The organism is Flavobacterium sp. CFS9, from assembly GCF_041154745.1.
In the GTDB taxonomy this organism is placed as follows: domain Bacteria; phylum Bacteroidota; class Bacteroidia; order Flavobacteriales; family Flavobacteriaceae; genus Flavobacterium.
The window spans coordinates 2,537,224-2,550,002 of record NZ_AP031573.1 but is presented as its reverse complement, the minus strand read 5'-3'; the positions used below and the strand labels follow the sequence as shown (position 1 = coordinate 2,550,002).

Here is a 12,779-nt window from a genome sequence, read left to right as displayed (position 1 = left end):
AAGAAAAGTGCTAAGAACACCAAGCTTTGTGAACCTTGCGTAAAACTCCGCGCACTTTGCGGTTAAAAACTATGAAAACATTTAAATCTGTTTTTGAAAACTATAATTGGGATGATATTCAATCCAGAATCTATCAAATTACATCGAAAGATGTCGAGCGGACTTTGGCCAAAGCCAAATACACCCTCGATGATTTTTTGACTCTGATTTCTCCTTCTGCACAAAATTATCTGGAGCAGATGGCACAAAAATGCCATGAAATTACCAAAAAGCGTTTTGGAAAAACCATACAAATGTACGCTCCTTTATATCTAAGCAACGAATGCCAAAATATCTGTACATATTGCGGATTTAGTTTGGACAATAAAATCAAACGAAAAACCCTTACTGATGCTGAGATAAAAATTGAGGTAGAAGCTTTAAAAGAGATTGGTTTTGACCATGTTTTATTGGTGACCGGTGAAGCAAATTATACCGTCAACATCAATTATTTTTTGAATGCAATTGCCTTAATACGAAAAGAATTCTCCATTATTTCTGTGGAAGTCCAGCCGCTTTCAACCGAAGATTACGAACGTTTACATCAGGCTGGTGTATATTCCGTTTTGGTATATCAGGAGACCTACCATCAGGAAGTGTATAAAAAATACCATACAAAAGGCAAAAAATCAAACTTTGATTATAGACTCGAAACTCCCGATCGTATTGGGACAGCAGGTATCCATAAGATGGGATTGGGGGTTTTATTAGGCTTGGAAGACTGGCGAACCGATAGCTTTTTTAATGCGCTACATCTGGATTATCTTCAAAAGAAATACTGGCAGACTAAATATTCGGTTTCTTTTCCGAGACTACGCCCGGCAGAAGGCATTATTGAACCTAATTTTATTATGGATGACAAAAATTTGACACAGCTTATTTGTGCCTATCGCCTATGGAATGAGGATTTGGAAATCTCAATCTCGACACGTGAGAATGAGAAGTTCAGAAACAATATTATCCCTATTGGTGTGACCAGTATGAGCGCGGGCTCTAAAACCAATCCCGGCGGCTACGTTGTTGATCCGCAATCTCTGGAACAATTTGAAATCAGTGACGAGCGTTGTGCCAAAGAAATTGCACAAATTATAACGAATTCAGGCTACGAACCTGTCTGGAAAGACTGGGATAAAAGTTTTAGTCAACAAATTTAAAGTTTCAGGTTTCAGGTTTCACAAACCACATCTCACATTTCACATTTCACGAACCACATTTCACCAAAATGAGCATCATACAGGAATTTTTACGTTACAACAGGCAAACCATTCTTCCCGAAATTGGCGACGAAGGTCAGGAAAAACTCAAAAAGGCAAGGGTTCTAGTAATTGGTGCCGGTGGTTTAGGATGTCCTATTTTACAATACATTGCCACAGCAGGAGTTGGTTATATCGGTATTATGGACTTTGACACTATCGAGATTCATAATCTTCACCGACAAATTTTATATACCGAAAAAGAAATTGGCCAACTTAAAGCTGTTGTTGCAAAAGAAGCAGTTTCAGAACTCAATCCATTAATAACAGTCGAAGCTATAGTCGAGAAAATAACTCCGGAAAATGCCGTACAGGTTATTGAACAATATGATATTGTGGTCGATGGTTCGGATAATTTTACTACACGCTATTTGGTTAACGATACCTGTGTGGCGCTGCAAAAAACTCTGGTTTATGGCAGCATCTTAAAGTTTGAAGGACAAATTTCCGTTTTCAATCACAAGGGCAGTAAAAATTTACGTGATTTATTTCCCGAAATGCCGGACCCGAAAGATGTCCCGAATTGTAATCTGAATGGTGTTTTAGGAACATTACCCGGAATTATGGGTACGATGATGGCACATGAGACCCTCAAAATAATTTTGGAATTACCAACTTTAAACAATGAGCTGGTGCTTTTTAATACGATAAACTGGAATTTTACAAAACTTAATTTCTAACAAACAATCTCGTTTTTAAAAAGCCCTTTTCACAACATGAAGTGTACCTCTTTCACTCCTTTTTTAAGATCGCTATAAACTCCTCGCGATCAATCTCACGACAGCCCAAACTTTCTAAATGGGAGTTGTAGACCTGACAATCCAGGAGTTTATAATTTCCTTCTTTTAAATAATTCACCAAAGCTATGAAAGCTACTTTTGAAGCATTTGATACTTTCGAAAACATACTTTCGCCGCAAAAAACATGACCCAAATCGATCCCATACAAGCCTCCAACGAGAACGTCATCCTGCCAAACCTCGACAGATTTTGCGATTCCCTGCTCGTTAAGCTTACAATAAGCATCAATCATTTCGTTTGAAATCCAGGTTCCATCCTGTCCTTCACGTTTTATTTTTTGGCAATTCGAAATCACCTCTCTGAAACTTTTATTAAAAGTAACCTTGAATTGTTTTCTATTCAAAACATTACGCATACTTTTTGACACGATCAGTTCATCCAAAAACAAAACCATTCTGGGATCCGGTGACCACCAAAGAATAGGCTCTCCTTCATTAAACCAGGGAAAAATTCCGCTTTGATAAGCCAACTTTAGTCTTTCCGGATCTAAATCTCCGCCAATGGCGAGAATTCCTTCTTCATCGGCTTCTGAAACGGGCGGAAAGAACAAATCGTTAAATACGTAATACATTTAAAAAAAATCAATTATAAAATTCCAAATTCCAGGATTGAGTTTCAACCTTTCCTTTTTCAGAACTAACAAACTACTGCACTAAATTTACATACAAAAATAAATTCCAAATCCCAATTGCACATTTACGAATTGGAATTTGGAATTTAATTTTTGAAATTTAAACTTTCTTAGAACGGTAAATCGTCCGGTTCGTCTTCGTTTAAATTAGTTGCAGGTGCAAAAGCTTCTGCAGCTGGCATTGGAGGCGTTTGTCCAGGACCTTCCGGTGCCAGTCTTTCGATTCTCCAACCCTGAATACTATTGAAATATCTGGTTTCTCCTTGTGGATTAACCCATTCTCTTCCTCTTAAATTGATAGAAACTTTTACTGCCTCACCTTGTTTGTAGCTACTTAATAAATCGCATTTATCTTGCGTAAATTCGATCAAAATATGCTGTGGATATTGCTCATCTGTGGTAACAACCAACTCTCTTTTTTTGAATGCAGCACTAACTTGTTGCTCTGGGTTCACCACTTTTACTTTCCCTGTAACTTCCATCTTCTTTCTATATTAATTATTGTTTCTATTCTTATTGTTTTGCTAAAAGTACTTTCCAGGCCGACAAAATATCATCTTTATTGAGGTATTTTTTGGCTTCCAAATGTACTTTTTCAAGATCGTCAGAGCTTAAAACTCCTTTTACCGAAAAATTTTCTTTCACAAATATACTAACTTCTTCTGTGGTAGGCAAGGCTTCAATATTCCCTAATTTCCCCAGATCATTCCCATCAAAAACAGGGCTTTCTTTAATAAAGTCAGGAATTACATCTACTCCTACTCCTAAAGTGGTCAAGGGTTTTGGCACTTCAAAAAGTCCCTGATTCGATCGGGAGTACCAATTACTGCCCAATCTTGAAACCAAATCTATTTTATGCTGATCAATGGCTCCGTTTTCATCTAAAATGGCTTCGCTAATGTGAAGTTTAACCACTTCACAAAGAATCAGATTTCCCGCACCACCCTGATCTCCTAATGGAATAATCTGAGTGACTTTACATTCAAACTGTACCGGAGACTCTTTTACACGGTAAGGCTTTACAAAATCAGACGGAACTTGCGTCAAACCGGCTTTTATAAATTCATTTACACCATCTCCGTATTCAGTACTCGCTAACGATGTTTGCTGTACCAAATCATAATTCACAACATTTATAACTACTTCACGAGTTTCCTCAGCGTTAATCAGGGTGTGTTTAATGGTATTATCACGTACACGTCGCGCTGGCGAAAAAACCAAAATTGGCGGATTGGCACTGAACACATTAAAGAAACTAAAAGGCGACAAATTAGGTATTCCCTTAGCACTAATTGTACTTGCAAATGCAATTGGTCTGGGCCCTACAGCACTTTGTAAATAGCCTTGCAATTTGGCCGTTGGTATTTCTTTTGGATCAATACTAATCATATTTTTCTTTTTAAAGGAATCTCATTTCCGTAGCTACAAAAATAGAAAAATCGTTTAATCCAAAGAAATAGTTTCCGACTTTAAAACAAAAAAATCTTTATCGTTACACAAAATATTAAATGTGTATATTTCGTTATATTTATACCACAAAAAAATAGTTATGTCTTTTTCTGAGAGAAGAAATACAACCCGTTGGATCATTATTACCATTTCCTTTTTAATCATTTCCCTGATTCTCTGGAACACTTATACTTTTTTCCAAATCTTTAAAAACGAAGAGCGCTTAAAGATGAATCTTTGGGCCAATGCGCAAAAGACACTGATCAATGCAGATGAAAATACTAATTTAGATTTGCCGCTTGAAATCATCAACAACAATACTTCGGTTCCTGTTATGCTTACCATGTATAACAAAGTGATTAGTTCTGTGAATGTTCCGGAAGAAGTACTGCAAAATAACGAAAGCACCTTATCCTATCTTAAAAATCTGAAAAACGAAAACGAGCCTATCGTTATTGAATATGCACCTGGAAAACATCAGGAATTGTATTATGGAAATTCGGCATTGATAAACAAGCTGAAATATTATCCCATCGCTTTATTGCTGATTATCTTTTTGTTTGGGGCTTTGATTTATAATTTTTACAGAAGCACCAAAATGGCTACCCAAAATAAACTCTGGGCAGGAATGGCAAAAGAAACGGCGCATCAAATCGGAACACCTTTATCCTCTTTAATTGGCTGGGTTGAGATTTTAAAAGCAGAAGAAATTGATTCGTCTATAACTCTTGAAATTGAAAAAGACATTGAACGCTTACAGACTATCACTGACCGTTTTTCTAAAATTGGATCGGTTCCTGTTTTAGAAGAAAAAGATATTGTTGCCGAAACTTTAAATACATACCAATATTTACAATCCCGTTTTTCGAAACAGGTTACTTTCTCTTATCAAACTCCTCAACAAAGCATTTTGGCAATGATAAATCCAACGCTCCACAGCTGGACTATTGAGAATTTAGTTAAGAATGCGATTGATGCGATGAAAGGAAAAGGAACGCTGGATCTTCTAATTGAAGAAGATGCACATCATGTCAAAATTAATGTAAAAGACTCCGGAACTGGAATTTCTAAAAAGCAGTTCAAAACTATTTTCGAACCCGGTTTTACAACCAAAAAACGTGGTTGGGGGCTTGGACTTTCCTTAACCAAAAGGATCGTTGAGGAATATCATAACGGAAAGATAAAAGTTTTACAATCTGAAATTGGAAAAGGAACTACTTTTCAGATTTTACTAAATAAAAAAGTGTAGTAAAATTACTTTCACTACACTTTAATCTATTTTATTTCACCTTTCAAACCGAGCGAAGTCATTTTTTTTAAACCAAACTTCAACTGTCAAATCGAGCGGAGTCGAGATTCTTTTATTTTCAAACAACCCTCAACTTCGACTTCACTCAGTTGGACAGTTTGTTTTCGATCAGTTGAACCCTTTGTTTTTTTGCTTATAAATTCGCCTGAATATCTTTAGCTAAAGCCTCAAACTCTTCTTTAGAAAGTTTTACTTTGTTATGAAAACGCATTTCATCCATTTCGTTTAACGGAATCAAATGTACGTGTGCGTGAGGTACTTCAAGACCAACAACTGCCACTCCAACTCTCTTGCAAGGAACCGTTTTTTCCAAGGCTGCTGCAACTTTTTTAGAAAACTTCATTAATCCTAAATACAACTCCTCTTCCATATCAAAAATCTTGTCGATTTCTTGTTTCGGAATACAAAGTGTGTGTCCTTTTGCATTTGGGTTTACATCTAAAAAAGCCAGATAATTATCATCTTCAGCAATTTTATAAGCAGGAATTTCTCCGTTTACTATTTTGGTAAATATTGATGGCATTATTTCTTTGTTTATGGGGTAAATCGTCTAACCTATTTAACGATTAAACAGTTAAACGTAAAAAATTAGTCTCTGGTAATTTCAAGAATCTCAAATTTCAAAACTCCATTGGGAACAGTAATTTCAGCTACTTCTCCAACAGATTTCCCCAGTAACCCTTTTCCAATAGGAGACGTTACAGAGATTTTTCCTGTTTTTAAATCTGCTTCACTTTCAGCAACAAGTGTATATTTCATTTCCATTCCGTTACTTTGATTCTTAATTTTTACATTAGAAAGAACCAACGCCTTCGAAACATCTAATTGTGATTCATCAATTAATCTTGCATTAGAATACACTTCTTCCAGTTTAGCAATTCTCATTTCTAATAAACCCTGTGCTTCTTTTGCTGCATCATACTCCGCATTTTCAGACAAATCTCCTTTATCTCTTGCTTCTGCTATATCTTGAGATGCCTTTGGACGCATTACACTTTTTAAATGCTCCAACTCATCTTTTAATTTTTTTAATCCTTCTGCTGTATAATAAGATACTTTACTCATAACTTCGTCGTTTATATAAATACAAAAAATCCCATCGGGACGGGATTTCTTAATTACAAATATACTATTATTTTTAATAGTACATAATTATATGTTAATCATATAGAATCCAAATGTAAATAATTTATTTTTGTTTCACTAATTCTTATTCAAATAATGAAAAAATTCTGGCACTTAATTGTCTTTGTTTCTCTGCTTTTCTCCTGTAGTGAAAATAGTAGACGCGACAAAAACCCTTACATTCCTAGTTATGCTGTTAACCTGTCTGTTGATACTAATCTGCCTGCTTATTCCAATCTTAAATTTGTAAGTAATGGTGTGATTATTCCAAATTACGGAGCAAAAGGAATTATCATTTTTAATACCGGAAGTGGTTACAATGCGTTTGATGCTGCCTGTCCAAATCAGCCCGTAACTTCCTGCACTGCCATGACAATCGATGGTATAAATGCGGTTTGTTCCTGCGACAAAACAGCCTATAGCTTATTTACCGGATTGGGAGGCAAAGATTATCCATTAAAACAATATCGGGTAGAATTTACCGGAACAATAATCCACGTTTACAATTAAAAAACAAAAGCCTGAAAATTAAAACTTTTCAGGCTTTTGTTTACATTTTACTTTTTACATTTTACTTTTTTCTAGAATTTCAATGTCAATCCTGCTAAGAAATTAATTCCTGCCTGAGGATAGTAGTAAGGGTACACATCCCACATTGCTCCATTTGAAACATATTTTTTATCCAGAAAATTGTTTACCAGACCTGTAATCAAAATAGATTTGAATACTGATTTTGGTTTGATTTCATAAGACACATTCAAATCGTTTACGAAATAATCTGCCAGTTTCGCTGCTGGTAATTCGATATTGTTCATGTATTGTTCTCCTACAAACTTTTGCAATAGCGAAATGTGCAGATTTTGGATTGGACTATATACAATAATATTTCCTGCGATAACTGATGGAGAATAAGCGATATTGGTTGTTCCATAATGTGTCCCTTCAACCGCTAAATCAATATTTTTATTACTGCTTAAAGTGAAATTAGGTCTAAGGATAAACTTTTCAGAAAGCTGTATTGTAGCATCAACTTCTAAACCTAGACGGTAACTTTTCTCCGTGTTAGCACGAATTGGAGCTCCAACATCATCCAGTCTTCCGGTCAAAATCAACTGATCTTTGTAAGCCATATAATAGACATTCGAATTCAATTGAAATTTCTCTGAATTGAATCTCCAACCTAATTCAAAATCATTTAATTTTTCAGGCTTTACATTCCCGCCTTCGTAATCGGTTCTGTTAGGTTCACGATTCGCTCTTGCGTATGAAAAGTAAAAAGTATTTTTTGAGTTGACTGCGTAATTTAAACCTGCTTTAGGGTTAAAGAAATTGAAGTTATCATCAACTAATCCTGTGTCTTTTCCGTTAGCCTTGTAAGTTACATTTCTGTATTGTAAATCCCCATAAAAGCTAAGTTTTTCTGTTAACTGATAATTGGCTTTCGCGAAGATATTCCCATCTGTTTTGGTCGAAAAATCATCATAGTAATGATCTCCAGGCAGAGCCTGAGAAGAATTTCTGGCCCAGATTACTTTACCAAAATGAGCTCCCTCGTATTTATTCCAGCCTCCGCCTACGATTACGTCTAATTTCTCTTCTTTGTATTTTACAGAAAAAGTTGTCCCGTAAAAGTCGTTGTCTAGCCATTTCTGACGAATTAGATCCGTTCCCGGAACTAATTCTCCAAGGTCATTTTCTACCATTTTAGTAGGCTGAATCGCCCCATATCCTTTAACTGGCTCATTGTATTTGAAGTTTTCGTAGTATCCTTGTCCTTTAGTATAATGAAGGGCTAAATTGCTGCTCCATTTATCAGAAAACGATTCACTCCAATGCAATTGATAATGGTTTTGTTTGTAATTATCGGTTTCATTATCGTAAAAATGAGTATTTCCTGCTTCATCTTTATATTTTCCGGCTGAATTATAAGTACGGTCCGAATTTAGTTTTTCAGCATCTATTCCATTCCAGGACTGGTATGTTTTTTCGGTTCCTCCAAAAACCAGAGCCTTGATTAAAGTCGTTTTACCAACATAAGTTCCCTGAAGAAAATACGATTTTAAATCAGAACTTGCGCGATCTACATAACCATCGGATTTAATGGTAGACAAACGCCCTGCCAGCTCAAAATGATCGTTGAGTAAGCCTGTACTGAATTTTACCGTATTTTTATTGGAGTTGAAACTTCCATAAGAACTTGAAACTTCTCCGGTCGCTTTTGTAGCATAATTGTCTGTCAGCATATTCAAACTGGCTCCAAAAGCAGAAGAGCCATTAGTCGATGTTCCAACACCTCTTTGCAATTGCAAACTCTCAACAGAAGAAGCAAAATCAGGCATATTTACCCAAAAAGTTCCCTGACTTTCAGCATCATTATAAGGAATTCCGTTAATCGTTACATTTACTCTTGTAGCATCGCTACCACGTACTCTGATTCCGGTGTAGCCTATTCCTCCCCCGGCGTCAGAAGTAGTAACAACCGATGGCAGATAATTCATTAAAATTGGAATATCCTGACCCAGATTTCTAAATTTAATATCCTTTTTATCCAGATTACTGAAACTTACCGGAGTTTTAGCAGTAACGCGAACTGCCGAAACTAGAACATCATCCAGTTTATTAACTTTCGTAGAATCCTGCTCTTGCGCGAAAGAAAATTGAGAAAAGAAAATAGAAAAAAGAAGTAAGAAAATAGATTTGGTTCTGCTCGACTTTTGAATCTTAGAACCTTTGTGAATTAGTACCTTAGTACTTAAAAAAAAAGTTTTCATCCGTAAAAAATTTACGAATAAAAGGGGGAATTATTCTTTTTGTTAAATTAATAAAAGTTTCACGACAAAATATAGTGTGCACGCTAAAATTTGTCGTTTTTCCCTTAGCAACATTACTCGCTCAGGTTCTTTGGGTATGATCTCAGCTCGTTATTTGGAGCACCCCTTTGAGACGATGCAAATGTAATGTTAAAAAAACCAATTTTCAAATTCCAAATTCCATTTTTTGACAGGGAAATCTAAACGCTATAATTGGAATTTGGAATTTAAAGAGTTGATATTTAATCCAAATTAGGTTTCTTTCTGGATTGTTTTATCTCTGAAACGCTCTTTTTATCCCTGATTCGCTTTTTAATCACCGATTTAGGAATTTTAGTGGCTTTACGAACTTTTGGAACATGCAGTCCTTTTTTGATTATCTCTAAAAAGCGTTTTATAACAATGTCTTTATTTTTAAGCTGACTTCTGTCTTCATCGCAATTTAAAATCAGGATATTTTCTGTAGTTAGACGCGCTGCTATATTCTTTTGTAAAAGCAGTTTTTCTTCTTCAGACAGTGCCTGAGACACATTCAGATCAAAGGTCAACACTACTTTCGATGACACTTTGTTTACATTTTGTCCACCCGCACCACTGCTTCGTACAGCTTTAAAACTTAACTCTGATATGATTTTTTCGATATCCATTATTGTGGCTGATGTGCAGCTTTTAATAAATCGTTTACGGTTTTTACCGGATTAAAGGTAATTAAAGGTACTGCCACAAAAATAGTTAGCCAGTTGGCCATTGCTCCGTTCCAAAGTCCCGGAAGCTCGTAACTCTTTACTAATTTGCCATCTACACTTTTCTCAACAATAAACCCAGTCTTTTGATCTACAAATTGCAATAAATCAAACTTTTCATTTTTGTAATTTTTGATTCCGCAAACTAAATCGACGGGATTAAAATGCGTAGCCGAAGCCAAAATCTCCTGTTGTTTTTTGTTTGTCAGATCGATTTGTGAGGCTTCTACAATCTGCAACGAAACTGATCCTTTAGGGCTCATTACCCAAAATGGTCCGCCGCCGGGTTCTCCTTCATTTTTCACCATTCCACAAACACGGATTGGTCTGTCCAACAAATCTTTAATCCTTTTGATTTTATTCTCGAAAGTAAATTTACTATAATCACTGTTCAGCTCAACATTAAGTTTTTTTGATAGAAAAACAACGATTTCTTCAAGATCTTCTTCCTGTATCTCTCCTTTTTCAATTGCATGTAAATAACCAAAAACTTTTTGCTGTATTTGAATTAAAGTTCCGGCTAATGCTTTTTTATACAATGTAATCTGATCCATATGATTTTGAATGACATTGTCAATATTTTTGACAAAAATGACATCCGCATCAAGTTCATTTAAATTCTCAATTAACGCACCATGTCCTCCGGGTCTAAAAACTAATTTATTGTTTTTGTCCCGAATTGGGCTATTTTTAGCATCCACACAGATCGAATCGGTACTTTTGTTTTGATAAGAATAAGAGATATCTATTTTAACTCCCGAATCTTTCTCTATTTTTTCTTTAAGAACCTTAATTTGATTCTCAAACAAACTTTGATGTGCTTCTGAAACAGTAAAATGCAAACTAGAAATCTGATTTGAAGAAGCGTAATGAACACATTCGTTCAAATGTTCTTCAATTGGATTTGCAATATGTCTTTTATATTGATGAAAAGGTAAGACTGCCTTTGGCTTATTCGCAAAATCAAAGTGATCGACAGATAACAATGTTTTTATAAAATAATAATTCTTATAATCTCTGTCTAAAACTTCAAAATCCGGATAAATTTCTTTTAGTTTTTTATCAACCGTTTTAAAAAACGGAAATTTCTCCATTGCTACGATAAAAATCGACAGCTCTTTGTCGTTTTTACGATTGATATAAGCATTTATGGTTTCTTTCTCAATGTCAAAATCATTTAAAAAAGCACTTAAGAATTTAAACATTCTGCTGGCAGCACCCGAAGCCGGGACAAACTTTTTCAGTTTAATTTCTGATTTTTGAAGATCAAAAAAGGCTGCTTTCTCTTCAAATTCTACTTCTGACAAACTTACTATTCCACTGGCAATTGCAGCCGGACTAACCAAATTAGACTTGTTTATTCCGTTTTTGAAAATCTGCAGCTGCCGTAAAATCTTTTCAAAAGAAATACCATGTTCATAGATCTGAACGAAATCTTCGGAAGAAATACCATGCTGTTTTGCAGCAACCAATTGTTCTATGATTGCTACTGCTTTAGTCAGACGGCTTTCTTTATCTCCGGAAAGGGTAATAAAAGGTTTTTTAGTATCAATAAGAGTCTGTTTGAAGACTGAAAACACGGTTTCACGCCCTTCAGGAGTATCTCTGATATCGTCTTTTTCCCAAGGGACATCAATGTCAGTCAGGAAAAATAAATCGTATTCATGCTCTAATGCTGCTTCGTTTAAAAGTGGGTCACAAAATCCATAATACATTTCAGAGAAAACCTTTGTCACCATTAAATTGGTATCACAAAACAGGTACTTACTTGACAAAGCCAGCTTTTGATTTTCAAGAGCTACTTGTCCATATGCGATAGGCATCATATCATCGGCCACACAAATGTGCTGATTCTCTTCCCATTTTTCCTGCAAATAATCGCGTGCGAACTCAGGAACCCATTCGGTTTCATAATATTCTGCAAGTTGTTTTGCCAAGGTAGTTTTTCCTGTGCTTTCAGGACCAAATAAAGCAATTTTTATGATAGCTGTTTTTTGCTGTCTAAGATTTTTCTCCATTCTAAATAAGCTGAAATAGCCAAAATTGTAAAAATTAAATACTGAAGTGACAACATCCCTAAACCGCGATAAGCATAAAGGGGCACCACAATAATATCACCAATGATCCAAAGCGTCCAGTTCTCGATCTTTTTCTTCGCCATGTACCACATTCCTGCAAAAAATATTCCAGATGAAATCATATCGACATAATTGTCGTTTCTAATCTCGTAATCAAAGTATTTATAAATGCCGAAAACTACAAAAACAGTTATGAAAAACAATACAAATCCAATTATTTTTTCATTGTTGTTCGTTCGTGTTATGGGCAGATTATCTTCAACCGTTCCTCCTTTTGCCCATACATACCACCCGTATATACTCATAATAGAAAAATATCCATTGATGATCATATCTCCGATATAACCTGCAACATATAACAGATAAACTGATATTACGGTGGCAATTAATCCGGTTGGGTAAACCCAGATGTTTTCTTTTTTTGCAAACCAAACACTCAAAATCCCACAGATAAAAACTAAAAACTCCAGACCAATATGCCATAACGGAGTGTTCTTATAACTGTCCAGAAAAAAATCAATCATAATTGAGCAGGTTAGTTT

At 35.4% G+C, this 12,779-nt stretch carries 13 protein-coding genes; 4 read left to right on the top strand and 9 right to left on the bottom strand.

The window, feature by feature from the left end; all coding sequences use genetic code 11:
- Nucleotides 1–71 precede the first annotated feature (71 nt).
- The gene (thiH, locus tag ACAM30_RS11075; RefSeq protein ID WP_369618547.1) at nucleotides 72–1,193 is read left to right on the top strand and encodes a 2-iminoacetate synthase ThiH; all 1,122 of its coding nucleotides are present in this window, start codon (nucleotides 72–74) and stop codon (nucleotides 1,191–1,193) included.
- 68 nt (nucleotides 1,194–1,261) lie between these two features.
- On the top strand, nucleotides 1,262–1,972 hold the full coding sequence (locus ACAM30_RS11070) for a ThiF family adenylyltransferase (protein WP_369618546.1): 711 nt from the start codon (nucleotides 1,262–1,264) through the stop codon (nucleotides 1,970–1,972).
- A 52-nt stretch (nucleotides 1,973–2,024) separates the two neighbouring features.
- Here the strand turns inward: ACAM30_RS11070 and aat are convergent, their stop codons facing one another.
- The 3 genes from aat to ACAM30_RS11055 form a co-directional block, all read right to left on the bottom strand.
- Nucleotides 2,025–2,663 carry a leucyl/phenylalanyl-tRNA--protein transferase gene (gene aat / locus ACAM30_RS11065; RefSeq protein WP_369618545.1) on the bottom strand — a complete coding sequence of 213 codons (639 nt, stop codon included), beginning with the start codon at nucleotides 2,661–2,663 and terminating at the stop codon, nucleotides 2,025–2,027.
- A gap of 170 nt (nucleotides 2,664–2,833) precedes the next feature.
- Nucleotides 2,834–3,205: a DUF3127 domain-containing protein gene (locus tag ACAM30_RS11060; RefSeq protein WP_017497965.1), complete on the bottom strand. Its 372-nt coding sequence runs from the start codon at nucleotides 3,203–3,205 to the stop codon at nucleotides 2,834–2,836.
- 31 nt (nucleotides 3,206–3,236) lie between these two features.
- Nucleotides 3,237–4,112 carry a flavin reductase family protein gene (locus tag ACAM30_RS11055; protein WP_369618544.1) on the bottom strand — a complete coding sequence of 292 codons (876 nt, stop codon included), beginning with the start codon at nucleotides 4,110–4,112 and terminating at the stop codon, nucleotides 3,237–3,239.
- A 160-nt stretch (nucleotides 4,113–4,272) separates the two neighbouring features.
- Here ACAM30_RS11055 and ACAM30_RS11050 point away from each other — a divergent pair, with 160 nt between their 5' ends.
- Nucleotides 4,273–5,421 carry a PAS domain-containing sensor histidine kinase gene (locus tag ACAM30_RS11050; RefSeq protein WP_369618543.1) on the top strand — a complete coding sequence of 383 codons (1,149 nt, stop codon included), beginning with the start codon at nucleotides 4,273–4,275 and terminating at the stop codon, nucleotides 5,419–5,421.
- Between the two features lie 193 nt (nucleotides 5,422–5,614).
- Here ACAM30_RS11050 and ACAM30_RS11045 read toward each other — a convergent pair whose 3' ends face one another.
- Nucleotides 5,615–6,004, bottom strand: coding sequence for an HIT family protein (locus ACAM30_RS11045; RefSeq protein ID WP_369618542.1), 390 nt, complete (start codon nucleotides 6,002–6,004; stop codon nucleotides 5,615–5,617).
- Nucleotides 6,005–6,069: 65 nt separating this feature from the next.
- Nucleotides 6,070–6,546 carry a transcription elongation factor GreA gene (gene greA / locus ACAM30_RS11040; protein WP_017497969.1) on the bottom strand — a complete coding sequence of 159 codons (477 nt, stop codon included), beginning with the start codon at nucleotides 6,544–6,546 and terminating at the stop codon, nucleotides 6,070–6,072.
- 156 nt (nucleotides 6,547–6,702) lie between these two features.
- On the opposite strand from greA, the gene ACAM30_RS11035 reads away from it, so the two are divergent.
- A complete protein-coding gene (locus tag ACAM30_RS11035; protein ID WP_369618541.1) occupies nucleotides 6,703–7,116 on the top strand; it encodes a Rieske (2Fe-2S) protein in 414 nt (137 codons plus the stop codon).
- Nucleotides 7,117–7,187: 71 nt separating this feature from the next.
- Here ACAM30_RS11035 and ACAM30_RS11030 read toward each other — a convergent pair whose 3' ends face one another.
- From ACAM30_RS11030 to pnuC, 4 genes are all read right to left on the bottom strand, one after another.
- Nucleotides 7,188–9,377, bottom strand: coding sequence for a TonB-dependent receptor (locus ACAM30_RS11030; RefSeq protein WP_369618540.1), 2,190 nt, complete (start codon nucleotides 9,375–9,377; stop codon nucleotides 7,188–7,190).
- Nucleotides 9,378–9,658: 281 nt separating this feature from the next.
- Nucleotides 9,659–10,063 (bottom strand): alternative ribosome rescue aminoacyl-tRNA hydrolase ArfB, encoded by a 405-nt coding sequence (gene arfB / locus ACAM30_RS11025; protein ID WP_369618539.1) that lies wholly within the window; start codon nucleotides 10,061–10,063, stop codon nucleotides 9,659–9,661.
- The gene (locus ACAM30_RS11020) at nucleotides 10,063–12,177 is read right to left on the bottom strand and encodes a DUF4301 family protein (RefSeq protein WP_369618538.1); all 2,115 of its coding nucleotides are present in this window, start codon (nucleotides 12,175–12,177) and stop codon (nucleotides 10,063–10,065) included. Before ACAM30_RS11020 ends, arfB begins: the two co-directional genes overlap by 1 nt.
- Nucleotides 12,138–12,761 (bottom strand): nicotinamide riboside transporter PnuC, encoded by a 624-nt coding sequence (gene pnuC / locus ACAM30_RS11015; RefSeq protein WP_369618537.1) that lies wholly within the window; start codon nucleotides 12,759–12,761, stop codon nucleotides 12,138–12,140. The genes ACAM30_RS11020 and pnuC overlap by 40 nt, the downstream gene beginning before the upstream one ends.
- Nucleotides 12,762–12,779: the final 18 nt, after the last annotated feature.